Source organism: Acinetobacter sp. TAC-1 (genome assembly GCF_029025845.1).
GTDB lineage: Bacteria > Pseudomonadota > Gammaproteobacteria > Pseudomonadales > Moraxellaceae > Acinetobacter > Acinetobacter guillouiae.
The window spans coordinates 2,111,118-2,136,693 of the sequence record NZ_CP118892.1; the positions used below are offsets into that span (position 1 = coordinate 2,111,118).

23 protein-coding genes and 1 riboswitch are annotated in these 25,576 nt (G+C 37.5%); of the genes, 17 read left to right on the forward strand and 6 right to left on the reverse strand.

The genetic code is table 11. From position 1 onward, the window contains the following. Positions 1–68: 68 nt before the first annotated feature. From PYV58_RS09805 to PYV58_RS09815, 3 genes are all read left to right on the forward strand, one after another. Complete coding sequence (locus PYV58_RS09805) at positions 69–2,093, forward strand: NADPH-dependent 2,4-dienoyl-CoA reductase (protein WP_034615282.1); 2,025 nt, start codon at positions 69–71, stop codon at positions 2,091–2,093. 139 nt (positions 2,094–2,232) lie between these two features. Beyond that, the gene (locus tag PYV58_RS09810) at positions 2,233–2,643 is read left to right on the forward strand and encodes a nuclear transport factor 2 family protein (protein WP_034615285.1); all 411 of its coding nucleotides are present in this window, start codon (positions 2,233–2,235) and stop codon (positions 2,641–2,643) included. 90 nt (positions 2,644–2,733) lie between these two features. Further along, positions 2,734–3,816: an alpha/beta fold hydrolase gene (locus PYV58_RS09815; protein ID WP_034615288.1), complete on the forward strand. Its 1,083-nt coding sequence runs from the start codon at positions 2,734–2,736 to the stop codon at positions 3,814–3,816. 290 nt (positions 3,817–4,106) lie between these two features. Here PYV58_RS09815 and PYV58_RS09820 read toward each other — a convergent pair whose 3' ends face one another. Beyond that, a complete protein-coding gene (locus tag PYV58_RS09820; protein ID WP_275059805.1) occupies positions 4,107–4,982 on the reverse strand; it encodes a LysR substrate-binding domain-containing protein in 876 nt (291 codons plus the stop codon). Between the two features lie 145 nt (positions 4,983–5,127). On the opposite strand from PYV58_RS09820, the gene PYV58_RS09825 reads away from it, so the two are divergent. Beyond that, positions 5,128–6,546 carry an aspartate ammonia-lyase gene (locus PYV58_RS09825; RefSeq protein ID WP_034615294.1) on the forward strand — a complete coding sequence of 473 codons (1,419 nt, stop codon included), beginning with the start codon at positions 5,128–5,130 and terminating at the stop codon, positions 6,544–6,546. Positions 6,547–6,690: 144 nt separating this feature from the next. Here the strand turns inward: PYV58_RS09825 and PYV58_RS09830 are convergent, their stop codons facing one another. After that, positions 6,691–7,155 (reverse strand): hypothetical protein, encoded by a 465-nt coding sequence (locus PYV58_RS09830; protein ID WP_034615298.1) that lies wholly within the window; start codon positions 7,153–7,155, stop codon positions 6,691–6,693. A 229-nt stretch (positions 7,156–7,384) separates the two neighbouring features. Between PYV58_RS09830 and PYV58_RS09835 the strand changes: the two genes are divergently transcribed. From PYV58_RS09835 to PYV58_RS09880, 10 genes are all read left to right on the forward strand, one after another. Beyond that, positions 7,385–9,025: a CTP synthase gene (locus PYV58_RS09835; RefSeq protein WP_004719920.1), complete on the forward strand. Its 1,641-nt coding sequence runs from the start codon at positions 7,385–7,387 to the stop codon at positions 9,023–9,025. Positions 9,026–9,055: 30 nt separating this feature from the next. After that, entirely contained in the window at positions 9,056–9,913 is an 858-nt protein-coding gene (gene kdsA / locus PYV58_RS09840; RefSeq protein WP_004719923.1) for a 3-deoxy-8-phosphooctulonate synthase, read from the forward strand. A gap of 45 nt (positions 9,914–9,958) precedes the next feature. Further along, positions 9,959–11,248 carry a phosphopyruvate hydratase gene (gene eno / locus PYV58_RS09845; RefSeq protein WP_004719930.1) on the forward strand — a complete coding sequence of 430 codons (1,290 nt, stop codon included), beginning with the start codon at positions 9,959–9,961 and terminating at the stop codon, positions 11,246–11,248. Positions 11,249–11,652: 404 nt separating this feature from the next. After that, on the forward strand, positions 11,653–12,039 hold the full coding sequence (ftsB, locus tag PYV58_RS09850; RefSeq protein WP_004719933.1) for a cell division protein FtsB: 387 nt from the start codon (positions 11,653–11,655) through the stop codon (positions 12,037–12,039). Beyond that, the gene (ispD, locus tag PYV58_RS09855; RefSeq protein WP_034615302.1) at positions 12,002–12,721 is read left to right on the forward strand and encodes a 2-C-methyl-D-erythritol 4-phosphate cytidylyltransferase; all 720 of its coding nucleotides are present in this window, start codon (positions 12,002–12,004) and stop codon (positions 12,719–12,721) included. Before ftsB ends, ispD begins: the two co-directional genes overlap by 38 nt. Before the next feature lie 99 nt (positions 12,722–12,820). Further along, positions 12,821–13,957 (forward strand): rod shape-determining protein RodA, encoded by a 1,137-nt coding sequence (gene rodA, locus PYV58_RS09860; protein ID WP_004821848.1) that lies wholly within the window; start codon positions 12,821–12,823, stop codon positions 13,955–13,957. 551 nt (positions 13,958–14,508) lie between these two features. Continuing rightward, positions 14,509–15,777 (forward strand): D-amino acid dehydrogenase, encoded by a 1,269-nt coding sequence (locus PYV58_RS09865; protein ID WP_004719943.1) that lies wholly within the window; start codon positions 14,509–14,511, stop codon positions 15,775–15,777. A gap of 18 nt (positions 15,778–15,795) precedes the next feature. Further along, a complete protein-coding gene (locus tag PYV58_RS09870) occupies positions 15,796–16,455 on the forward strand; it encodes an Imm19 family immunity protein (protein ID WP_034615306.1) in 660 nt (219 codons plus the stop codon). A 292-nt stretch (positions 16,456–16,747) separates the two neighbouring features. Further along, a riboswitch (glycine riboswitch) is annotated at positions 16,748–16,836 on the forward strand. Between the two features lie 173 nt (positions 16,837–17,009). After that, positions 17,010–18,254, forward strand: coding sequence for a D-amino acid dehydrogenase (locus PYV58_RS09875; RefSeq protein ID WP_034615308.1), 1,245 nt, complete (start codon positions 17,010–17,012; stop codon positions 18,252–18,254). Between the two features lie 81 nt (positions 18,255–18,335). After that, positions 18,336–18,944 carry a hypothetical protein gene (locus PYV58_RS09880; protein ID WP_034615311.1) on the forward strand — a complete coding sequence of 203 codons (609 nt, stop codon included), beginning with the start codon at positions 18,336–18,338 and terminating at the stop codon, positions 18,942–18,944. An 81-nt stretch (positions 18,945–19,025) separates the two neighbouring features. Here PYV58_RS09880 and nfsB read toward each other — a convergent pair whose 3' ends face one another. The 3 genes from nfsB to PYV58_RS09895 all read right to left on the reverse strand — a co-directional run bounded on the left by nfsB (position 19,026) and on the right by PYV58_RS09895 (position 21,128). After that, entirely contained in the window at positions 19,026–19,679 is a 654-nt protein-coding gene (gene nfsB / locus PYV58_RS09885) for an oxygen-insensitive NAD(P)H nitroreductase (protein WP_034615314.1), read from the reverse strand. A gap of 102 nt (positions 19,680–19,781) precedes the next feature. Beyond that, positions 19,782–20,525, reverse strand: coding sequence for a UDP-2,3-diacylglucosamine diphosphatase (locus PYV58_RS09890; protein ID WP_034615317.1), 744 nt, complete (start codon positions 20,523–20,525; stop codon positions 19,782–19,784). Between the two features lie 93 nt (positions 20,526–20,618). After that, entirely contained in the window at positions 20,619–21,128 is a 510-nt protein-coding gene (locus PYV58_RS09895) for a peptidylprolyl isomerase (protein WP_004821835.1), read from the reverse strand. 168 nt (positions 21,129–21,296) lie between these two features. On the opposite strand from PYV58_RS09895, the gene PYV58_RS09900 reads away from it, so the two are divergent. Then, entirely contained in the window at positions 21,297–23,018 is a 1,722-nt protein-coding gene (locus PYV58_RS09900) for a glutamine--tRNA ligase/YqeY domain fusion protein (RefSeq protein WP_034615320.1), read from the forward strand. Between the two features lie 136 nt (positions 23,019–23,154). Next, positions 23,155–23,475, forward strand: a complete 321-nt coding sequence (locus PYV58_RS09905; protein WP_034615323.1) for a pyrimidine/purine nucleoside phosphorylase — start codon at positions 23,155–23,157, stop codon at positions 23,473–23,475. 24 nt (positions 23,476–23,499) lie between these two features. Here the strand turns inward: PYV58_RS09905 and PYV58_RS09910 are convergent, their stop codons facing one another. Further along, positions 23,500–24,396, reverse strand: coding sequence for a LysR family transcriptional regulator (locus PYV58_RS09910; protein ID WP_034615327.1), 897 nt, complete (start codon positions 24,394–24,396; stop codon positions 23,500–23,502). 104 nt (positions 24,397–24,500) lie between these two features. Between PYV58_RS09910 and PYV58_RS09915 the strand changes: the two genes are divergently transcribed. Further along, on the forward strand, positions 24,501–25,553 hold the full coding sequence (locus tag PYV58_RS09915; protein ID WP_034615330.1) for an aldo/keto reductase: 1,053 nt from the start codon (positions 24,501–24,503) through the stop codon (positions 25,551–25,553). Positions 25,554–25,576: the final 23 nt, after the last annotated feature.

Sequence of the window (25,576 nt, forward strand, 5' to 3'; positions counted from 1 at the left end):
GCATTAAACAGATATGAAGTGTCATTTAACAGATTGATAGCTAGCGAAAGCACGCCAAGGGAGTTCACATGTCTAATTATCCGCATTTACTTGCGCCTTTAGATTTAGGCTTTACCACATTAAAAAACCGTGTATTGATGGGTTCAATGCATGTTGGGCTAGAAGAAGTTCAAGGTGGCTATGAACGTATGGCTGCATTTTATGCAGAACGTGCAGCAGGTGGAGTGGGCTTAATTGTGACGGGTGGTATCTCGCCCAATGATCATGGGGTAACATTCTTTGGTGGTTCAAAACTGGATCATTTAGAAGAAGCAGAAAAACATAAGGTCATTACCAAAGCTGTGCATGATGCTGGCGGTAAAATTGCACTGCAAATTTTACATACAGGTCGTTACTCCTATCAGCCTGAAAATGTTGCACCATCTGCGATACAAGCGCCAATCAATCCAACCAAGCCACATGCTTTAACTTCAGCAGAAGTTCATCAAACCATTGCAGACTTTGCCAATTGTGCAAAATTGTCACAAATCGCAGGTTATGATGGTGTGGAAATCATGGGATCAGAAGGTTATCTGATCAATGAGTTTATTGCTGCACGTACCAATCACCGCGATGATGAATGGGGCGGAAGTTATGAAAACCGTATCCGTTTCCCGATTGAAATTGTCAGAAGAACACGTCAGGAAGTGGGCGAAAACTTCATCATTATCTATCGTTTATCTATGCTGGATTTGGTTGAGGGTGGTTCTACACTTGAAGAAGTGATTCAACTTGCGAAAGAAATTGAAAAAGCTGGTGCAACCATTATCAATACTGGAATTGGTTGGCACGAAGCACGTATTCCAACCATTGCCACCAAAGTACCGCGTGCCGCATTTACTTGGGTGACCAAAAAATTAAAAGGTTCGGTCAAAGTTCCTTTAGTGACCTCAAACCGTATCAATACACCTGAAATGGCTGAGCATGTATTGGCACAAGGTGATGCCGATATCATTTCGATGGCGCGCCCAATGCTTGCAGATTCGCATTTTGTATTGAAAGCTGAACAAGGTCGTGCTGATGAAATCAATACCTGTATCGGTTGTAACCAAGCTTGCTTAGATCATATTTTTTCAATGAAAATTGCAACGTGCTTGGTCAATCCACGTGCATGTTATGAAACTGAACTTATTTTTAAAGAATCGCAAGTAGCTAAAAATATTGCTGTAATTGGGGCAGGTCCAGCGGGACTTAGTTTTGCAACATATGCAGCTGATCGTGGGCACAAAGTTACAATCTTTGAAGCATCTAATCAGATTGGTGGTCAGTTTAATATTGCAAAAACCATTCCTGGCAAAGAAGAGTTCTATGAAACTTTACGTTATTTTAAACGTAAAATTGAATTACAACCGAATATCAAACTAGTACTTAACCACACTGCAAGCTATGAAGAATTAGCAACAGGTGACTTTGATGATGTTGTGGTGGCTACAGGTGTAACGCCTCGTCATTTAAATATTGAAGGTATCGATCATCCAAAAGTTTTGTCATATATCGAGGTTTTACGTGAGCGTAAACCTGTCGGTAAGAAAGTAGCAATTATTGGTGCAGGCGGTATTGGTTTTGATACTGCTGAATATCTTTCCCATGAAGGCGAGAGTGGCAGCTTAAATCCACAAAAATTCTATGATGAATGGGGAATTGATACATCCTATGAACATGTGGGTGGCTTGAAACAACCTGAGATTGAACAATCTCCTCGTGAAATCTACTTACTGCAACGTAAAGCCAAATCTGTTGGTGCTGGTTTAGGCAAAACAACAGGTTGGATTCATCGTACAGGTTTAAAACATCGTCATGTCAATATGATTCCTGGCGCAAGTTACGACAAGATTGATGATCAGGGCTTACATATTACGGTTGGCGACAAAACTATGATTTTAGATGTCGACAATGTGGTGATTTGTGCAGGCCAAGAACCCTATACAGCAATGTTTGATCAACTCCAAGCTGATGGAAAATCTGTACATTTGATTGGTGGTGCGAAAGAAGCGGGTGAGTTAGATGCGAAACGTGCAATTCGCCAAGGTGCTGAATTAGCAGCTGTGATTTAAAAGGATTAACGCTGTTTGAACTCCTTCTCTTTAAGCCATGTGTAGTGTGAAGCGTGCTGCGAGAGAAGGGGTTTTATGAATGATCTTTAAAAATGATGGACATAAATTCAAATTATTTCAAATTAAAGGGATATAAAAAATGAGTTATACAAATACCAAGCCTGCAATCCAAAAATGGCACAACATGCTGAAAAGTCGAGACATGAGTCTTTTAAATGAATTACTGGCAGACGATGTGGTTTTTCGTTCACCTGTGGCTTATAACCCCTATGAAGGTAAGCAAGTGGTCTTTTTCATTTTAAGCAATGTGATTCAAATTTTTGAAAACTTTACTTACCATCGAGAATTTTTTACAGAAGATGAGCAAAGTGTAGTTTTAGAATTTTCTGCCAATGTTGGTGAAAAAAAATTAAAAGGGATTGATATGATTCGTTTTAATGAACAGGGTCAAATTGTTGATTTTGAAGTGATGATCCGACCAAAAAGTGGTTTGGAAGCATTGGCAGCTCAAATGGGGCAACGTATGGCCAGCTTTATACCTAAAGCCTAATTACGTATATACTGCAATAAATAAAATTAAGCGTGAAAAATTTCTTAATTTTTAAAATGATGATGAGTGATAAAAGAGTTGAGGTGGAAAATGTCTGTATTACATAAGTTTACTGAGATTAGCCAAGATTTATTGGATCAAGTGACAGGTGCTGAATTACCAAAGCTGTATTTTAATCAGCAAGGGAAAATGTCTGCGATTATCAAGAAACTGCCTCAACTACAGGATAAATACCGTCCTACACCATGGCTCAGCAATACCCATGCCCATCTGTTATATTTTGATTTAATTAAGAAAAAATCCGTTAAGCTGGACTATGATCGAATTGATCAGCTGACCATGCAAGATGGTGGTGTTACGGCAATTGCATGGTATGGCTACGATTTACCACAAGCAACTCCCACCATCGTGATTATGCATACGATTACAGGCACACCTGACAGTATGCGTGAATTGGTCAAAGATCTCCATGAATATACGGGATGGCGTATTGCATTATGTCTACGCCGTGGGCATGCAGGCTTACCTATGCCTGTTCCTTTAATGTCGATTTTTGGTTCAACTTCTGATTTAAAAGAGCAATTGGCTTCGATTCAAAACACATTTCCACAATCTGATCTTTATGCAGTAGGTTCTTCCGCTGGTACAGGCCTACTTGTGCGTTATCTTGGTGAACAAGGCCTAGATACACCTTTTAAAGCTGCTTTCGCCATGTGCCCTGGTTATGATACCGAGCTTGGATTTCAAAATGTCCATCCTTTCTACACCAAAGTCATGACCAAAAAATTGTTTAAGGCATTTATTAAGCCTTATGAGCAAACCTGGACACCATTACATTCTGTACAAAATGTTCTACAAACGAAAACTCTACAAGAGTTTCAAACTGAATATTTTGAAATGGCTGGTTTTTCAGATTATGAAAGCTATTCAAAAGCCACAAATCCAATTTATGTATTTGAAAATGTTAAAATTCCATTAATGATTCTAAACTCAGAAGATGATCCTGTATGTTCAATCAAGAATTTAGAGCCATTTAAAGAAACCATTCAAAATATGGACAATGTTGTGGTGGTGACAACCAAAAAGGGCAGTCATTGTGGTTTTTATGAAGGTCTTAATACCAAATCTTGGGCTTCGCGTTTAATGGCTGATTTTTTAAGACAGTATTCATGATGATAAGCAGTATCAATAAATATCTCTTTAAGTTAAAAAACTGACAGATCAGACTATTATCATTTGATTTGTCAGTTTTAATTGCTCAACTGGGTGTTTTATTGATCCTAAGTTGCTAGGTTAAGATAAATATTAGACTTCTTTTATAAGTCCATTTTAAACACAGATCAATATAAAATTCCTCCTCATCCTAGCCTTCGCTCAGTGGGAAAAGGCACTTTCAATATCGATAGATTCACGCTACATGATCATTCTTTGAAGAAAGAAAGATCTTTATTTAAAATAAAGGCTTATTTAAGCGCTAAATAATTCCAAACAAAATTTATCTTTTGCGAGTAAATAATATTGCTACGAACGATATAAATATCTTGAAAGAAACTATAACCATCAAGTATTTTTAATTTATTTTCATTTATTTCTTCTTCAATCAGTAAGCGAGGTAGCCAAGCTACACCTAAGCCTTGTAAAGCCAAGGCTTTTAAGTCACTGGCATTATCCGTTTCATATAACGTTCGGTAATTGAGTTTACTTTCTATAATTTTATCTACGCATTTTCTCAGATAGGCTTGTTTACTATAGGCTAAAAGGGGGAAGGTTTGATTGAGTTGGTAATTAGGCAATCCATTTTTACTGGCTGTAACAGGTACAATTTGCATATTTACAATTTTATGATAGGTAAAAAGTGTGAGATCAAATTGTTGTAAAGTGAGTTGATCACAATAACAAATGAGAAAATCACAAGAACCTTCTTTTAATAAATGTATCCCTTGTTGCAGATTTGCAGCAATAATTTCTAACTTTAGATCATTATAGTCTGAGTATAGTTTTTGAATAAATTTTGGAAAAAACTGCGTGATGAGTGAGTGTGATACTGCAAATTTAATTGAGAGTTCATTATCTTTAATGTTTTTTTCTAAATATTTTATTGTTGTATCCATTTGGTTCTGAATATTTTTTGCTGTAGAAAGCAAGACTTGACCAGCATCTGTAAAATCAATGTTTTTACTATAACGCTTTAAAATTTGAAACCCTAACGACTCTTCAATATTTTGTATTCTACGTGTAAAAGCCGATTGAGTGACATGACGTATAGCTGCAGCTTTAGAAATGGATTTTTCTTGGTCTAATGCAAGAAGATCCTCTATCCACCGAATTTCAAGCGTCATGTTCAATCACCAATAAATATTTAACTCAAGCAAAGTATAACAAGTGATATGCAAAAAATGCATACAGATATATTTTTTTACATTGGTCAAGTTTAGATTGTTTCACCTAAGATGAATTGATTATCTTCGTAGAGTTACATTGCAAATGAACATTGAAATTAAAACGAGAACTGAGAAAGATTTATTGGGAATGAAAGAAGTCCCATTTCATTGCTATTACGGTGTACAAACATTAAGAGCGGTTGAGAACTTTAACCTAAGTGCGCATAAATTAAGTCATTTTCCTATTTTTATTCAAGCGCTTGCTATGGTGAAGTCTGCTTGTGTAGAGGCTAATTTTAAATTAAATAAAATTGAAGAAAATAAATATAAAGCGATTCAACATTCATGTCAGCAATTAATAAATGGTTCATACCATAATCAATTCCCTATTGATATGATTCAGGGTGGGGCAGGAACTTCTACAAATATGAATGCAAATGAAGTTATTGCAAACATTGGATTAGAGTTTCTTGGTCATGCAAAAGGCGAATATCAATATCTACATCCCAATAACGATGTAAATATGTCTCAATCGACCAATGATGTATATCCAAGTGCAATAAAAATAGGTCTATTATTTGCATTGGATCATCTCAATATTCCGTTTAAAAAACTAATTGAAAGCCTAGGTCGCAAAGCTGAAGAGTTCTCTGATATCTTGAAAATGGGACGTACTCAGTTACAAGATGCGGTACCGATGACATTAGGGCAAGAATTTAATGCTTTTGCGCATACCTTACAAAATGATTTGCAAAAGTTAAATCATATTATGCCTGATTCACTCAGTGTGATTAATTTAGGTGGGACAGCAATCGGTACAGGGATTAATACCGAGGTTGAGTATCGCTTAAATGCCATTCAAGCTTTATCAGAAATCACCGGTAAAAACATTTCAAGCTCGCCTGATTTGATTGAAGCGACTACAGATATGGGTGACTTTGTACTTTTATCGAGTTTACTCAAACGTACTGCAACCAAGTTGTCTAAAATCTCTAATGATTTACGTTTGCTATCGAGTGGGCCGCGTACTGGTATAGGTGAGATACAATTAGAACCACGTCAGCCCGGTAGTTCAATCATGCCAGGAAAAGTAAATCCAGTGATTCCTGAAGCGATGAATTTGGCGTGCTATCAAATTATTGCAAATGATTTAGCAATTACTTTGGCTGCAGAAGGTGGTCAACTACAATTAAATGCGTTTGAACCATTAATTGCGCTTAAACTATTTGAATCTATTGAGTTATTAGGCAAATCGATGCAAATGCTGAATGAAAAGTGCATCCAAAATATTCGTGCCAATGCAGCGCATTGTCAGCATTTAGTGGATAACTCAATTGGTATCATTACCGTGCTAAACCCATATTTAGGTTATGAAACCACTACACGAATTGCAAAGATGGCAAATGAATCTGGGGAGAGTGTTTTGGCTTTGATCAAAGCAGAGGGATTACTTTCAGATGAAATTTTAGCAGATGTACTTGCTGTTCATAATATGGTTCAGCCAAAACAACATGCGGCTTAGTTTTTAAAAGCTACAGGTACAATTAAACTCATTCATGACTTATCATAAGAAATTCAGTTTCATATGGCATATGCAACTGAATACTTATACGGAGTTATAAAAAAAGGGAAATCATCATTTCCCTTTTTTTAGCGATGCAAAATCTTAGTTTTTCAAAGCTGGTGTAGCAGCAGCGATGGCAGCGGCAACAGCATCATCTTCAGATTGTGCTGAACCAGAGCTTGCTTTTGGTGCTGGTGTTTTGGTTTGTGCAGTTTCAGTTTTTACTGACTCTGCTTTTGCAGTCTTCGCCTCAGTTGCAGCAGGTTTACTTTCCGCTTGTGCACTTGGCATAGTTGCATGGGCTTCATGCGTTGCTTCACGGCGAATTTCTGTGCTTGTATTTGCTGTTTCTGTGCGTTCAACTTCTACATGTGCCGGAATTTCGACTTGTTGCGCATTATTCTGCTCAACGCTTGGTAAGCTTTCAAACTGTGTCGGTTCAGAAGTCGCAGGTTGAGCAGTTTCAACTTTCTCTGGCTCAGCTTCTTTAGGCTCTTCTTTTTTTACACAAGCAGATACCAAAAGCGCTGTCGCAATTGCACCACAAATTAAAAATTTCTTATTCATAATGACTCAAAACAAAACGTATTAAAGAGATGTTACTTAGTATAACAGCAAAATGATATTTAAAAATCACCTTATCAAGTGCTAATTTTTTATTGGAAATGCTGATAGAATAGCCAATTGTTTATTGTTCTATGAATTGATGTGAATTGACTTTGCTTTCTTGGTACAAGGTAAAGTAAAATCGCACAACATTGTAGGCCAATTTAGGCTCCATTGTACGAGAAACTTAATGACCCATTTTATATTCGTAACTGGTGGTGTTGTATCATCACTAGGTAAAGGTATTTCAGCTGCTTCAGTTGCTGCACTTTTAGAAGCCCGTGGTTTAAAAGTAACCATGGTCAAAATGGATCCATACATTAATGTCGATCCTGGGACTATGAGCCCATTCCAGCACGGTGAAGTATTTGTCACAGAAGATGGTGCTGAAACTGACTTAGATTTGGGTTATTACGAGCGTTTCTTACGTCGTGCCAAAATGACCAAATTAAATAACTTTACATCAGGTCGTGTTTATCAAGACGTTTTAAATAAAGAACGTCGTGGTGATTATCTCGGCGGTACAGTACAAGTTATCCCACATATTACGGATAATATTAAAGAACGTGTTCTTCGCGCAGGCGAAGGTTATGACGTTGCCATTGTGGAAATCGGTGGCACAGTAGGTGACATTGAATCTCTCCCATTCATGGAATCTGTACGTCAGTTGATGGTTGAGCTTGGTCATAAACGTACCATGTTGATGCATTTGACTTTATTACCTTATATCAAGTCTGCTGCTGAACTTAAAACCAAACCAACTCAACATTCTGTTAAAGAATTATTGTCGATTGGTATTCAACCAGACATTCTGATTTGTCGTACTGAACATGATGTTGACGCAGATACCACCCGTAAAATTGCACTCTTTACAAACGTTGAAGCGCGTGCTGTTGTGGTGTGTAAAGATGCACGTTCAATTTATCAAATCCCACGTACATTCTATGAACAAAATGTTGATGATTTAATCTGTGAACGTTTTGGTTATGACAGCTTGCCTGAAGCCGATCTTTCGGATTGGGATCATGTGGTTGAAGCATTATTGAATCCAGAGTACACAGTTCGTGTGGCGATGGTGGGTAAATATGTTGAATTGCCAGATGCATATAAGTCTGTCAATGAAGCACTTTTACACGCGGGTATTCAAAATCGTGTCAAAGTTCAAATTGACTATATCAATGCTGAAGAGCTTGAAAGCCAAAATCCTGCTGAAGTATTAAAAGGTATTGATGCAATATTGGTTCCTGGTGGTTTTGGTGAACGTGGTACTGAAGGCAAAATGCAGGCGATTCAATATGCCCGTGAAAACAAAGTACCTTTCTTGGGTATTTGTTTAGGTATGCAATTGGCCGTGATTGAATTTGCTCGTCATGTTGCTGCTATGCCAGAAGCGACTTCTACAGAGTTTAATCGTTCAACAAAATTCCCATTGATTGGTTTAATTACTGAATGGTTAGATGAACGTGGTGAAATCCAGCATCGTAGTACTGAGTCAAACCTTGGTGGCACAATGCGTTTAGGTGCACAAAAATCAGAATTGGTTGAAGGCACTAAAACACGTGAAGTCTACGGCAAAGCGGAAATTACTGAACGTCATCGTCACCGTTATGAAATGAATGATCGCTTTATTCCTGCAATTGAACAGGCAGGTATGAAAATTTCGGGTTATTCGACAGCGCAACATCTTGTTGAAACTGTAGAAATTCCTGAACATCCTTGGTTTATTGCTGTACAATTCCACCCGGAATTTACAAGTTCACCACGTGATGGACATCCATTATTTGCTAGTTTTATCGATGCCGCTAAAAAGCAGCACCAAAACAGCAAGTAAGTATGTAAGAACTTAAACTAGGAAGTTTAAATGTCACAATTAAAACCACAAGAAATTGTACGTTTAGGCGATATACAAATGGCAAATCACTTGCCATTTGTATTATTCGGCGGCATGAACGTACTTGAGTCGAAAGACTTGGCTTTTGAAATTGCAGAAACGTATGTCGATATCTGTACTCGTTTAGAGATACCGTATGTATTTAAAGCCAGTTTTGATAAAGCTAATCGTTCAAGTTTACATTCGTTCCGTGGCCCCGGTTTGGAAAAAGGCATCGAATGGTTAGGCGACATTAAAAAGCATTTTAATGTTCCGATTATTACCGATGTTCATGAACCTCACCAAGCTGCAGCTGTCGCTGAAGTTGCTGACATTATCCAGCTTCCTGCATTTCTCAGTCGTCAGACTGATTTGGTTGAAGCAATGGCGAAAACTCAAGCCATTATCAACATCAAAAAAGCACAATTCCTTTCTCCTCGTGAAATGAGCCATATTCTAAACAAATGTTTAGAAGCGGGTAATAACAAGCTCATTTTGTGTGAACGTGGTACGTCATTTGGCTATAACAACTTAGTTGTTGATATGCTGGGTTTCGACATCATGAAAGAAATGAATGTGCCAGTATTTTTTGATGTCACGCATGCATTGCAAACACCGGGCGGTCGTGCTGATTCAGCAGGTGGTCGTCGTGCGCAAATCACGACCTTAGCACGTGCGGGTATGGCAACAGGGCTTGCAGGTTTATTTTTAGAAAGTCATCCAGACCCTGAAAATGCAAAATGTGATGGTCCTTGTGCATTACGTATGTCACAGCTTGAGCCATTTTTAGCGCAGTTAAAAGAATTGGATACCTTAGTTAAAGGTTTCAAAAAGTTAGATACACATTGATGCGCTTAGAAAGCATCTTATTTTTAATCAACTGAGGAATTATTCATGAGCCAAATCGTTGACATTCGTGCACGTGAAATTTTGGACTCTCGTGGTAACCCAACCATCGAAGCAGACGTAATCCTAGACTCTGGCGTTGTTGGCCGTGCATGTGCACCATCTGGTGCTTCAACTGGTTCTCGTGAAGCTTTAGAACTTCGTGACGGTGATCAATCACGTTACTTAGGTAAAGGTGTTCGCACTGCAGTTCAAAACGTAAATGGTCAAATCAAAGACTTATTAAAAGGTCAAAACGTATTTGAACAAAAAGCGCTTGATGACAAAATGATTGCGCTTGATGGCACTGAAAACAAAGAAAAATTAGGTGCAAATGCAACATTGGCTGTATCTTTGGCGGCTGCACGTGCGGCTGCTGTTGAGAAGAAAACTGAATTATTCCAATACATTGCAGATCTTCGTGGTCAAACAACTTTGTCTATGCCTGTTCCAATGATGAACATCTTGAACGGTGGCGCACATGCGGACAACACTGTTGATATTCAAGAATTCATGATTGAGCCTGTAGGTTTCACATCTTTTGCTGAATCTTTGCGTGCTGGTGCTGAAATTTTCCATGCTTTGAAATCTGTATTGAAAAAGCAAGGTTTAAATACAGCAGTTGGTGATGAAGGTGGTTTTGCACCTAACTTACGTTCAAATGAAGAAGCAATTACTGTTATTCTTTCTGCAATTGAAACAACTGGTTATAAAGCTGGTTCTGATATTATGCTTGCGCTTGATTGTGCATCTTCAGAATTCTACAAAAATGGTCAATATATTCTTGCGGGTGAAGGCAACAAAGCATTCACAAGCAACCAATTTGCTGACTATCTTGCTGGGCTTGTTAAACAATATCCAATTATCTCAATTGAAGATGGTTTAGATGAATCTGACTGGGAAGGTTGGAGCTATTTGACTTCTATCCTTGGTGATAAAATCCAATTGGTCGGTGATGATTTGTTCGTTACAAACCCTAAGATTTTACAACGTGGTATTGATGAGAAAGTAGGTAACTCTATCTTAATCAAATACAACCAAATCGGTACTTTGTCTGAAACTTTAGATGCAATCTATCTTGCTAAAGCGAATGGTTATAGCACTGTGATTTCACACCGTTCTGGTGAAACTGAAGATTCAACGATTGCAGATCTTGCAGTGGGTACAGCAGCGGGTCAAATTAAGACTGGTTCACTTTGCCGTTCTGACCGTGTTGCAAAATATAACCAATTGCTTCGTATTGAAGAATTGACTCATGCTGCTTATCGCGGTAAAGCTGAGTTTAAAGGTTTAAATTAATATCTTTTATTGATTTAAATTAAAAAAAAGCCATTCTTTTATTTGATATAGGGGATGGCTTTTTTATACGCTAAAAAATAATCATGAATAGTATGTTTTAAGGGAAATTTAATATCATGTAATTGATTGATAATAAAATTTAGGGTAAGAATTTAATTAACTTAGTTTATTGAAAATGGAAATTTATAATAAATAATATCGCGATATGTGAGTTTTTAGCATAAAGATAATTTTTTGATTTTTAATTACAAAGTAGATTATTGATCACCCACTTATTTTTTATAAAGAAAGAAAAGTTATTTTGTTCTAGTTTTGCAGTTTTCGCATAGTTTAGTGTTCTTCATACAAAATATTTGATGTATATTAGCATCTTAATTTAATGCTGTTACTCAAGACGCAAATCCATGTTAGAAGTCTTTAAAACAACTTCAAGTAAAGTGATTGCAGTACTCGCGATTTTAATCGTTGTGGTATTACAATATCGCTTTTGGTTCGGTGAGGGTGGTCATTTCCCTCATCAAGCTTTACTACAGCAAATTGAACAGCAAGCTGAAGTCAATGCTGAGTTAAAAGAACGCAACCGAATTCTTGCTGCTGAAGTGTATGATTTAAAAAATGGTGCTGAAGCCATAGAAGAACATGCACGTTTAGACCTTGGTCTAGTCAAGCCACATGAAACTTTTGTACAGATGAGTACCATCAGTACCCATTACAAACCTATTTATACCGATCCAAGTGTAGATTTAAGAACCAATGAAGATGACAACGAACCTGCGCCAGAACAACCGTAAAATTTGGGCAATTGTTCCTGCGGCTGGCTCAGGGCGTCGTTTTTCAAAAACCGAACTTAAACAATACCAAGTCATCCAAAATCAAACAGTGTTAGCGCATACCATAGCGCGTCTAAACGATTTACCGCTTGCGGGTTATGTACTCGCTGTTGGTGAGCAAGACCATTATGCGCAAACATTGCCATTAAAAAATAAACATTTGAGTCATTTTTGTTTGGGTGGTGCAGAACGTGTTGATTCTGTTTTAAATGCGTTGCGTTATTTAGAACAATTTGCACAAGCCGATGATTTGGTTTTTGTACATGATGCTGCTCGTCCTTGTGTGACACAACAATGTCTTGAAAATTTAGTCGATACCGCAATAAACCTGAACAGTAGTGCGATTCTTGCAATTCCTGTAAGAGATACTTTGAAGTGTGTTGAAAATCAGCAAGATATCAATAAAACAGTCAGTCGAGATCAATTATGGCAAGCACAGACACCACAAATTTCTACCTTTTCAAAGCTTAAAACGGCAATCGAAACAGCTTTAGCGAATAATATTGTCATTACAGACGAGGCGAGTGCATTGGAATATATCAATGAACCTGTCAAAGTGGTCATGGGGCGTTCTGATAATATTAAAATTACCTATCCAGACGATTTGGAGTTAGCCAAGTTAATTTTGCAATCGCAGCAATAAAACAACGAAAATAAAAATAATTATGCATTGATTGATTTTCTCAACCGTTATTTATCTCTATAATTTGACCAGATTAAACTAGGTTTAAGATTTGTATTCATGACACCATCGCCACAGTATAAGTTTTTACGTCAATCAGTCAGAGATGGTTTAAGTATTAATCAAAAAGTTTCAAGGTGGGACAAACTACACCTTGATCCTTGGTTATTGGGCTTTTTAATTATCAATGCGATTTTGGGTTTATTGATGGTCTATAGCGCATCTTCTGAAGATATGTCTATGGTCATTCGACAAGCCGTGAGTTTCGGTGTTGGTTTTGTTCTGCTTTTTATTTGTGCACAAATTCCACCAAAAGTATATCAAGCGATCAGTCCTTGGTTTTATTTGTTTGCAATTTTGTTGTTGATTCTGGTTTTATTGGTTGGTGATGTTCGATTAGGCGCAAAGCGCTGGCTGACTATTCCCGGGATTGGCAGTATGCAACCCAGCGAATTTATGAAGTTCGCCATGCCATTGATGATGGCATGGTATTTTGCACGTAACCCGTTGCCGCCTAAGTTTAAACATATTGTAATTGCTTTGATCATCATGATGGTGCCTTTCGTATTGGCGTTGTTACAGCCAGATTTGGCAATTGGTATCGTGATTGGTGGTGTGTTTGCTTTGTTTTTAAGTGGCATGTCGTGGACTTTAATTATTGGGACCTTAGCTGCATTGGCACTGGCTTTTCCTTTAATTTGGACTTTTGTATTACAAGCTTATCAAAAGAAAAGGATTATGACCTTATTTGACCCTGAGTCAGATGCGCTTGGGGCAGGATGGAACATTATCCAATCTAAAATTGCGATTGGTTCAGGTGGAATGACAGGACGTGGATTCTTAGAAGGAACACAGTCTCAGTTGGGCTATTTACCTGAACATCATACTGATTTTATTATGTCGACTTATGCAGAAGAATTTGGCTTTATTGGGGTATTCTTCTTATTTGCACTTTATACCGCAATGATTTTTAGATGTATGATCATTAGCTTAAGCAGCTTCCATAACTATGGTCGTTTATTGGCAGGTACGATTGGTTTATCTTTGTTTTTCTATGTATTTGTAAACTCTGGTATGGTCAGCGGGATTTTACCTGTGACTGGTGATCCATTACCGCTGATGAGTTATGGTGGATCAGCCGTGATTGCGTTATTGGCGAGTTTTGGTATTGTTATGTCTATCCATACGCATAAATAAAATCTTTGCAATTTAGAATTTCTCAATCTAAAGCTATTCCTTCTCTTTTTTAAGAGAAGGATAGTATCAAACATAAATAAAAATATTTTTCTTGGAATCTAATCGCTTATATAGTCAACCTGTCAAAAGCTCAGATACAAAAATACAATTTCTCCTCATTAATAAAGATCTTTCATAAATCAAAATATGATCATGTGGAGTGAATTATATTGGTATTGAAAGTTTCTTCTCCCTGTGGGAGAGAGCTAGGATGAGGGTGCTTTAGTTTCAAAATTTCAAAAAACATAAGCTTTATTTATGATCAGTGACTTGATGGAAATCACTTTTATGAATAATTAGGTGGTTTGACTATAGCTTGCTAATAGTTTAAGAATCATGTGATATTGTGAATGATTCCTCTATTTAAAGTTGAATTAAAGCTGACATTTCAACATCAAATCGGTATTGCTAAATCTGTTCTAAGTGCTAAATTAAAATAGTCATATAAATTATTTCTCTAACTACATCATTTTTATTATAAGACGATTAATTCGTATAAGGTTCGGTTCAGTATGCATATCATCATCATGGGGGCAGGTGTTATTGGTACAACATCCGCCTACTATCTAAAACAAGCAGGTCATGAAGTCACTGTGATTGATCGACAACCCAATGTGGCTTTAGAAACCAGTTTTGCCAATGCTGGGCAGATTTCTCCGGGTTATGCATCACCTTGGGCTGCGCCAGGTATTCCACTAAAAGCATTTAAATGGATGTTTCAACCACATTCACCACTGGCAATTAAGCTAACAGGCGATATGCATCAGTATCAGTGGATGGTGCGCATGTTGGCTGAATGTAATATCAATCGCTACCAGATCAATAAAGAGCGAATGGTACGAATTTCAGAATATAGCCGTGACTGTTTGGATGAGTTACGTGCAGAGACCAAAATTCATTTTGATGAACGTCAACTAGGCACATTACAACTTTTTCGTAAACAACATCAATTGGATGTGGCAGGCAAAGATACTGAAGTTTTAAAACATGAAGGTGTACCATTTGAGTTGTTGGATAAAGCTGGGGTTATCAAGGCTGAACCTGCTTTAGCCCATGCAACAGTTGATTTTGTTGGTGGTTTGCGTTTACCCAATGATCAGACAGGTGATTGTCAAAAATTCACAACAGAGTTGGCAGAACTTGCTGCCAAGCAAGGAGTTAATTTTTTATTTAATACGGTAATCGAATCAATCGAAAAAGATGCTGAACGGATTACCGCGATTCACTTGAAAGATGGTAGCAAAATCAAGGGAGATGCTTATGTCATGGCATTGGGCAGTTATAGTCATGAGATGCTCAAACAATTAGAGATAGATGCACCTGTATACCCTTTAAAAGGCTATTCGATCACCACCAAAATTGTTGATCCGGCACTTTCACCGGTTTCTACAATCTTAGATGAGTCTTATAAAATTGCCTTAACCCGTTTTGATGATCGAATTCGTGTAGGCGGGATGGCTGAAATTAATGGTTTTGATCGCTCTTTAAAATCTAGCCGTGAAGACACTTTGCTTATGGTTTTACAACAATTATTTCCAAATGCAAGTGACATATCAGATGCACATTTCTGGACGGGTTTAAGACCAGCCACGCCAGATGGAACCCCGATTGTTGGTAAAACAAGGTATCAAAATCTATATACCAATACAGGGCATGGCACCTTAGGTTGGACCATGTCATGTGGTTCAGCAAAATTATTATCCGATATTATTTCTGGAACCACACCACAAATTGAATATGATGATTTGAATGTGTTCCGATATGACTCAGTGAATCACTAAGATGATTGTTAAAACGCTATGAATCAAAATCACCAAGTCGCAGAACAGGAAATTTCATTTTCCAATGTGCATTTTTGGCATTGGTTTCTGCTTTTACTTCGTGGTTTTGATGAAGAAAAGGAGTTGAATTTAGATGAGGCGATTCAGGAAGCGGTTGGTTTAGATTCGTATAGCAAGGAATTGGCAGCGTGGTATCAATTATTTCTACCCAATGAAAATAATAGCATTCGAAATTACCAATTTTCCATTAGTGCGGATATTCGGATAGATATCCAGTTTGTTCAAGAGCAGATCAATTATTATCTAAATGATCTATACATAGGCAATCTGGGTGGGCACTTTGAAGCATGGTTTTTTACGCTAGAAGAACTTTTGAGTTTTCAATTGAATGATCAGCATTTCTTATTATTGTTAACGATGTTGGGTGTTGAACCTCAACAGACTTTAGAGGCTAAAATTCAAATATCAAAAAGATTAAATAACATTCCGTCATTTCAAGGGCGACAAGATTACATCGCAAATTGTATCGTGAATGGTTTAAAGATGAGTCAAGAATTTTATCAGGATGAACAAATCGGGATATTAAATCGACAAAATCATAGTACGCGCAATGTTGAGTTATATCCTGATGATTTGGAACATATAAAAACTATTAATCTTATTTTAAAGCATAATTAAATATGAAAATAATAATGAAAGCATTGTTTACCGCGATTAGAAATAGGGAAATGAAAAACATTCGCTGTAACTTTGCAAGATGTTCAACAACTTTTCAAGAATTGACAAAGCTTGATGCTAACTTCAATTAAGCTACAACAGAGCCAGACTCGCTGAACAAGTTAATCGCTAAGCTATTTATTTCTTAAGCGATTTGAAGATCTTAATTTTTAATTTAAAAATTAGAGAATAATTGAACATATTTTACTTGTATTCGAACAAATTCATGGCATATTAATTGCTAATACAAGGAAAGATGATTGCAGGAGAGAAGTCTCTTGCGGACTCGCCGAAGGAGCAACGACCCCGGAAACTCTCAGGCAAAAGGACTGTAATCATTGTAAAACCTCTGGAGAGAAGTCATTCTATTGAAAACAAAAAAGAAATGACTCACCGAAGGGGATGGTAAAGCCTAAATAGTTTAGGTTTTTATCGAAGCTCTCAGGTACACATGACAGATGGGGCATACATTGACAATGTAATAAAAAAATATTGCATTTCAACGGAGTGTGCGTATGTGTCATGTCGTCATTATTGGTTCTGGTATTACAGGTGTTACCTCTGCCTATGAACTTGCTCAATTAGGTTATCAAGTTACTGTTATTGATAAACATTTATTTCCCGCAATGGAAACATCTTTTGCCAATGGTGGGCAGCTGTCTGCGTGTAATGCTGAAGTGTGGAATCAAAAATCTACTGTGTTGAAAGGCATTAAATGGATGGCGAAGAAAGATGCCCCATTATTGCTCAATCCATCTTTTGATTTGCACAAATATGCATGGCTGGTCGAATTCCTTGGCAATATCAAACACTATGAAGCAAATACTCAAAATACAGTGAAAATGGCACTTTTAGCGCGTCAAAGGCTATTTAATATTGCTGAACAAGAAGGCATTGATTTTGATTTAGAAAAACGCGGCATCTTACATTTCTACCATTCTGAATATGATTATAAAGTCGCAACCAACGTCAATGCGCTGTTATGTAAAGGTGGCCTAGAACGCCATGCAGTAACCAATGAAGAAATTAAATCCATCGAACCGAGTTTGACGGGTGAATACTATGGTGGTTTTTATTGCCCAGGTGATGCAACTGGTGATATCCATAAATTTACCACTGGACTTGCCAAAGCCACTGAAAAATATGGGGTAAAATATTTATTTGGTATGGAAGTCGTTAATGTAGAACACACTGCCAATGGGGTGAATATTCAATATCATTCGAGTGTTGAAAACATGGAAGGCGGTTCAGTAGCAGTCGAACAACTCAGTGCAGATGCCGTGGTGATTTGTGGCGGTGTTGGCAGTTATCAATTGGCCAATCAATTGGGTGATCGTGTGAATGTTTATCCTGTAAAAGGCTATTCAATCACCGTACAATTGGATGATGAAAAAAGTATCAATGGCGCACCTTGGGTCAGCTTGCTTGATGAAAGTGCGAAAATCGTCACGTCACGATTAGGTGCCAATCGTTTACGTATTGCTGGAACTGCTGAATTTAATGGCTATAATCGAGATATCCGCTCAGATCGTATCCAACCTTTAACAGATTGGGTCAATAAGAATTTCGATATTTCAACCGAGCATTGTATCCCGTGGGCGGGTTTACGTCCGATGATGCCGAATATGATGCCTGTGGTAAAACGTGGAAAACGTGAACGGGTATTTTACAATACAGGGCATGGGCATTTAGGCTGGACCTTGTCTGCTGCAACAGCTGTGATGATTAGTCAGGAAATTGCAAGCTCGCATCCGATTTAATCGTATAGGCAATACTTTGATATTTGCACTCTGGTGAATGTCCATATTCACCAGAGTGATGGTAAAATAATTAGGTGTGTTATGAATATAGAATCAACAACGCAAAAGCACTGGCATGAAAAGAGTTATGCAAAGTTAGTTGAATCGATTCAATATATTGCACAAAATTATCACGATGTGTATGCCTTGGCTTTGTACTACTATTGTGACGATGATGAACCTTGTTTTCCCAAAGTTGAACTTAACTTTAATACCAATCAACAGTTTGAGTCGCAAATTTCTGAAGCTTCAAGTCAAGCTGAAGCGAAATGGAATTATGCCTATTGGTTACAACAGCCATCTTGGGATATTGGTGGGGAGAATGATCAGCTTTTGGCACAATGGTTTGAGCAAACGCCATTTTATTATTCTCAAAAACAGATGGAATATGCTGAACAAGAAGATGATGCACTATTTAATGAACTTTTAGAAAAAGGCGAGCAGTTTGCTCAATTGTTTATTACACAAATAATCAAAATGGTTCAGCAACTATTTTCTGAAAATATTCTTCAAGATACATTTGGGAAAAATCTTCCAGTCATTATTCATGAACTTGAATATTATGAAGAACCCATTTCATGGACCAAAAGAGCCAATCCAAGCGCGTTAATCAATGAATTTATGGATGCCTGTGAAAGTGATTTCTCTTAACAAAAAGTTCTTATGATTCAGTGCTGAGGGACGTGGTGTGCCCCACAGCACTTATTAAGTAGGAGCAAGTACTTTAAAAAGTTATAGACGAGTAAAGACTTCTTCTTGGGTCAAACGAGACTTGGGCAGTTTTGCATTAAAATCACTATCACTACGATAACCGAGTGTCATAATCACAGACGGGACCAAATTCTTTTCAATTAAGCCTAATTCTTCAGTCAGAATATCTTCGTCAAAACCACCGATTGGCGTTGCATCGATACCTTCAATACCTGCAGCTAACAGCATTTGACCCAGTGCGATAAAGGTTTGATTTTCCGCCCAGCGCTGAATATCACCTTTTTCATTGCGATAATAAGAGACATAGCCTGTACGACTGTCTTTTTGACCTTGTTTGGCCTTGTCATCTTTAAAGCGGCCACTGAGATCATCTTGCTGAAGTAAATTACTCAGGTGCTGTTCTGTGATATCGGCTTTGGTACAGAATAAAATCGTATGTGATGAATCTAAAACCTTTGGTGCGTTGTAGCTATATTTTCCGACTAAGGCTTTAGCAATACGTTGTTTAGCTGCATCATTGTCAGCAATAAAAAAATGCCAAGGCTGGATATTGATTGACGATGGGGTTAAACGCAGGATTTCAAGTAAACGTGCAAATTGTGCTGGAGGAATCTTTTTAGAAGAATCATAAGCTTTTGTGGTGTAACGTGTTTTTGCTACATTTAATACATCCATAAGGCGATCTCATATATCGTAAATTTTCGATATATTGTATGCTAAAATGGCGAAATGTGAATCTTCAAAACGTAAATAAAGGTGAAAAATCATGATTTTTAATCAATGGGTAAAGTGATTTTTATCTGAAATTGTCCATCTAATAAATTTCCAATCCGCATTTTCATCCACTTCTAAAATCATTGCTTCAGATGTTTTTTCACGCCAATCCCCTAAAACAATTCTAGCTTTACCATTTACATCATGAATTTCAGGGCGATGGGTATGACCATGAACCAACAGATCGACATTATTAACTGCTTTTTCAACAGCTTGTTGGTTAACATCCATAATTTCATAGGATTTATTTTGTTGAGACTCACGGCTTTTTTTACGGAAACCATTGGCAAGTTTTTGTCTAAAACCAAGTGGGGTGCTTTTTAAAAGTCCCAATACAATCGGATTGCGAATAATTTTCTTAAATCGTTGATAAGAAATATCATCGGTACATAAAGCATCGCCATGTTCAAGACGAAATTTTTTATCACCAATGTTAAATGTATAAAATTCAGGAAGTAATTTACCATTAAACTGATTTAAAAATGTCTGCCCTAAAGCAAAATCACGATTACCCACTTGAAAATAAATTTGATTACCAGCTTGCAATGAAAATTGCTTTAGTTGCTCAATAATTTCATCTAACCAAGGCGCAGTATAATCATCTCCAATCCAAGCATTAAACCAGTCACCGAGAATAAACAGTTGCGTGTTTTGATATTTATAGTGTTCTAATAAATCAAAAAACCCTCGAACCAGTCGAGGGTGTTCTGGTGACAAATGTAAATCAGCGATAAACAGATAGGTCACTTATTTTTCCTATTTAATAACTCCTCCCAAGCTTGCTTTGTAAGGGGAAAAGTATCCCTTTATTTAAAAGTCAGCTTCGGGAGGATTTATAAATTATTCAGAGATAATTTTTGCAGATTCAATCACAATATTTTCTAAAGGAACATCAGCATGATAACCACGGTTACCCGTGCGAACACCTTTGATTGCTTCAACGATGTCTAAGCCTTCAGTCACTTTACCAAATACTGCATAACCCCAACCTTGAGCAGTTTTACCTGTATGGTTAAGGAAAGAGTTGTTTTTTACGTTGATAAAGAATTGTGCAGAAGCAGAGTGAGGTGCTTGAGTACGTGCCATTGCAATCGTACCTTCGTCATTGCTTAAACCATTGTCCGCTTCATTTTCAATTGAATCACGTGTGGTTTTTTCTTTGAAGTTTTCATCCATGCCACCGCCTTGGATCATGAAACCATCAATAACACGATGGAAGATTACGCCATCATAAAAACCATCACGAACATATTCTAAAAAGTTAGCAACAGTTTTTGGTGCTTTTTCAGAGTTAAGTTCAAGAACAATGCGTCCTTTGTTGGTGTTTAATTCGACTTGAGGAAAACTCATTCTATAATCTCCTAATCATGACTAAAAATGTCATGGGTTTTTGGTTGAGAGAAGCATAAGCAAACTGTAAACTACATAGCAAGTAAAAATGTGAAATTCTTTTGTTAAAAAAGGATAAAATCACATTTTCTATATTCAATTTTAACTTTTAGAAGTGATTTATCAACTATGAAGCCAAATGATGTTGTTTCAGAACTGCCGAAAACCCCGACAAATAGTCCAAGCCCTGTCGATAATGCGCAGCAAGAACAACAAGCGGGCTTAGATTTTGTACGCCAAGTCATTACAGAAGATTTGGCAGCGGGCCGTACACAAAAAGTTGTTACACGTTTTCCACCTGAGCCAAATGGTTATCTACATATTGGCCATGTAAAGGCTATTTGCTTAAATTTTGGCATTGCTCAAGAATACGATGGTTTGTGTAACTTGCGTTTTGATGACACCAACCCAGATGCTGAAGAACAAGAATATGTTGACGGTATTGCCAATGACGTAAAATGGTTAGGTTTTGAGTGGAATGGCGAACCTCGCTATGCATCAAGTTATTTTGACCAATTACATGCGTGGGCAGTTCAGTTGATCAAACAGGGCGATGCTTATGTAGATCTACAAAGCCCAGATGAAATTAGAATTAACCGTGGTAATTTTGTCGAGCCAGGTAAAAACTCACCTTATCGTGATGCATCTATTGAAGAAAACCTTGCTCGTTTTGAAAAAATGAACAATGGTGAATTGGCCGAAGGTGAAGCAGTATTACGTGCCAAAATTGATATGACATCACCAAATGTACATATGCGTGATCCAATTCTATATCGTGTACTTCATTCAGAACATCACCAAACGGGTGATAAATGGAAAATGTACCCAATGTATGACTATGCTCATCCATTGTCAGATGCGATTGAAGGGATTACCCATTCATTATGTACTTTAGAGTTTCAAGACCATCGTCCATTTTATGATTGGGTGGTTGAGAAAGTGCATTCACAATCAGTTCCACGTCAGTATGAATCTAGCCGTTTAAATATAGATTATACGATTACCTCTAAACGTAAATTACGTAAATTGGTAGAAGGTAACTATGTTCATGGTTGGGATGACCCGCGTATGCCAACTGTGGTGGGCATGCGTCGTCGTGGTTTTACCCCTGAAGGGTTACGTGAGTTCTGTAAGCGTGTAGGCGTGTCTAAAACAGACGGTATCGTTGATGTGGCTATGCTTGAGTTCTGTATTCGTCAATCTCTTGAAAACACAGCAGCACGTGGTATGGCTGTTTTAAATCCATTGAAAGTAACTTTGACTAACTTGCCAGCAGATTTAGATTTAAGCCATGCACGTCATCCAAATGTAGATATGGGCGATCGTATTATTCCTTTAACCTCTGAAATCTTTATTGATCGTAAAGACTTTGAAGAAGTTCCACCAAAAGGTTTTAAACGTTTAGTTCCTGAAGGTGAAGTACGTTTACGTCATGCTTATGTGATCAAGTGTGATGAAGTGATTAAAGATACCAATGGTGAAGTGATCGAGTTGAAATGTTCAATTGATCCTGAAACTTTAGGTAAAAACCCAGAAGGTCGTAAAGTGAAAGGCGTTGTACATTGGGTTTCTGCGTCGAAAGGGATTCCGGCTGAGGTTCGTGTTTACGATCGTTTATTCACCGAAGCTGCACCAGATGCAGATGATGATTTCTTGGCAAATTTAAATCCAGAGTCTTTAACGGTACTTCAAGCGGTGATCGAGCCTGCTTTGGCTCAAGCGCAACCAGAAGATCGTTTCCAGTTTGAGCGTGAGGGTTATTTTGTTGCGGATCAATATGATCATACAGCAGATAAACCTGTGTTTAACCGTGTCTTAGATTTGAAAGATAGCTTTAAACCGGGTAAATAATTTTATTCAATCTTGAATAAAATCATGATTTAAGACCTAGCTTCGGCTAGGTTTTTTTTATGCTGTTTAAAATTAATTGAGGAATACTATAGAAAAGCGATATAGTAAATGCACAAATAATAATCAGGACAAATATATGTCTTCCCAATTTGATTTTGTTACGGTCCATATTAAACCTAATGTTCATTATAAAGGGCGATCAATCAGTTATCTTATCGAATGCAAAGATGGTTCGAAGAAAACATTGGGGGTAATTTTACCCACAGAGAAACCTTTAACTTTTGAAACGCATGTGACTGAGCGCATTGAGATTGTCTCTGGAAAATGCTTGGTTCGGATAGCAGATCAAGAAGAAATGGAAGTCTACAGTTCTGGAGAGTCTTTTACTGTTCCTGCAAATAGCCGCTTTAGCCTGCAATCCAGCGAAGTTGTAGATTATGTTTGTCATTTGGAATAACGGATAACATTAGCCAAATCATCATTAGAATTGTTTAAAGTAATCCTGTAAATACTCAATAAAAACTTTTACTTTATCAGAGATTAATTTTTTATCTGGAATAACAGCATAAATAGCAGTGGGTTCTACCATAAAATCAGGAAGCACATGAACCAGTTTTCCTGAATCTAAATCGTTTTTGACATGCCAAAGCGAGTGATTGGATATGCCGAGCCCTGCCAAAGATGCCTGACGAATCCCTTCGCCTGAGTTGGTAATAAAATAGCCATTTAGCTGGATATTTAATCTTCTATTTGGGTTAGCATGATCCACAAAGTTCCATGTATTGCTGATGCCTTGTTGATGACGCTGCACAATACAACGATGTTGTTGTAAATCTTCTAAACGTTTCGGGATACCAAATTTAGCGAGATACTCAGGTGCAGCACAAAGTAAGCGCTTATTGATAGATAATGGTTTTGCGATGAAAGAAGAATCTTGTAGTTTGCCAATGCGAATCGCGAGATCCATGCCTTGACTAATAAGATCTATATTTTGGTCATTTAAATCTAAATTGATTAATAATTCAGGGTGTTGTTTTAAAAACTCAGCAATAACCTGAACCAGTATCTGTGTTCCAAAGGTTGCGGAAGCCGTGATATTGATGCTTCCTGAAAGTTTTTGATCTTGAAGCTTTAAATTTTCGGTTAATGTCTGGAAACTATCGAGTAGTGGACGTCCTTGCTCAATCAATATTTTGGCTTCTTCGGTCAGACTCAGTTTCCGTGTCGTGCGATAAAAAAGTTTAAGACTGAGCTGATTTTCAAGCCTTTGCACTCGTTGACTTGCCACTGAAACTGCAATATTGGCTTCTTTTGCCGCTTGGCTGATTGAACCCAAATCTGCGACACGTAAGAAGAATTGAAAGTCTTGTGTATTCATTTTCCATAAAATCGAAAAAGTATTTTCTTATTATCCTGATTTTTAAAATAATACCAAGTTGTTATTTTGTGATGAGACACATTATTCAATCTAGGTGAATGGTCATGAAATATAATTTTTTAGGCAATTCTGGTTTAAAAGTATCTGAGTTGGGATTTGGTGCAGGAACCTTTGGTGGGAAAGGTCCTCTATTTTCTGCATGGGGACAAGCAGGGCAGAAAGAAGCCAATCAAATGATTACTACATGTATAGATGCAGGAATTAATTTCTTTGATACGGCCGATGTGTATTCAGACGGTGAATCTGAAAAAATGCTTGGAATTGCATTAGCGCCGTATCGGCACAGTGCAATTATTTCAACTAAAGTTGCGCTTCGTAGTAATGAACAAGTGAATCAGGTCGGATTGAGTCGTCATTATTTAATTCATGCTGTAGAGCAATCGTTAAAACGCTTAAATACAGACTATATCGATGTTTTACAGTTACATCAGTTTGATAGCTTTACTTCGCTAGATCAGCTTATGAAAACTTTAGATGAATTGGTCCGAAGCGGAAAAGTTCGTTATATCGGGGCATCTAATTTTTCAGGCTGGCAATTGATGAAAGCGCAGTCGATTGCAGATCGTTATGGTTATGAAAAAATGGTGGCACATCAGGTGTATTATTCATTGATAGGTCGGGATTATGAATGGGAACTGATGCCTTTAAATCATGATCAGCATATTGGTGCTGTTGTGTGGAGTCCTTTGGGATGGGGACGTTTGACAGGTAAGTTTGATCGTGAGCATCCTTTGCCTGAAAATAGTCGCTTACATGAAACAGCACAATTTGCGCCACCTGTAAACGAAGAATATCTCTATCAAGTGATAGACGCATTAAAACAGATTGCATTAGACACGGGATATTCAGTCCCACAAATTGCTTTAAAATGGCTGTTAACACGAGCTACAGTGTCTACTGTACTGATTGGTGCTCGAAATCAACAACAACTGCAAGATAATCTAATCGCAAAAGATCTAGTGCTTACGGATTCACAATTACAGCGTTTAAATCAAGTCAGTGCGGTTCATCCAGCATATCCATATTACCCGTATTGGAATGGTCAATTTTCAGAGCGCTATCAGCGCATTGTTGAATCATCACTTATTCAAAACTAATTCGTTAAATTTGTTAACAAAAA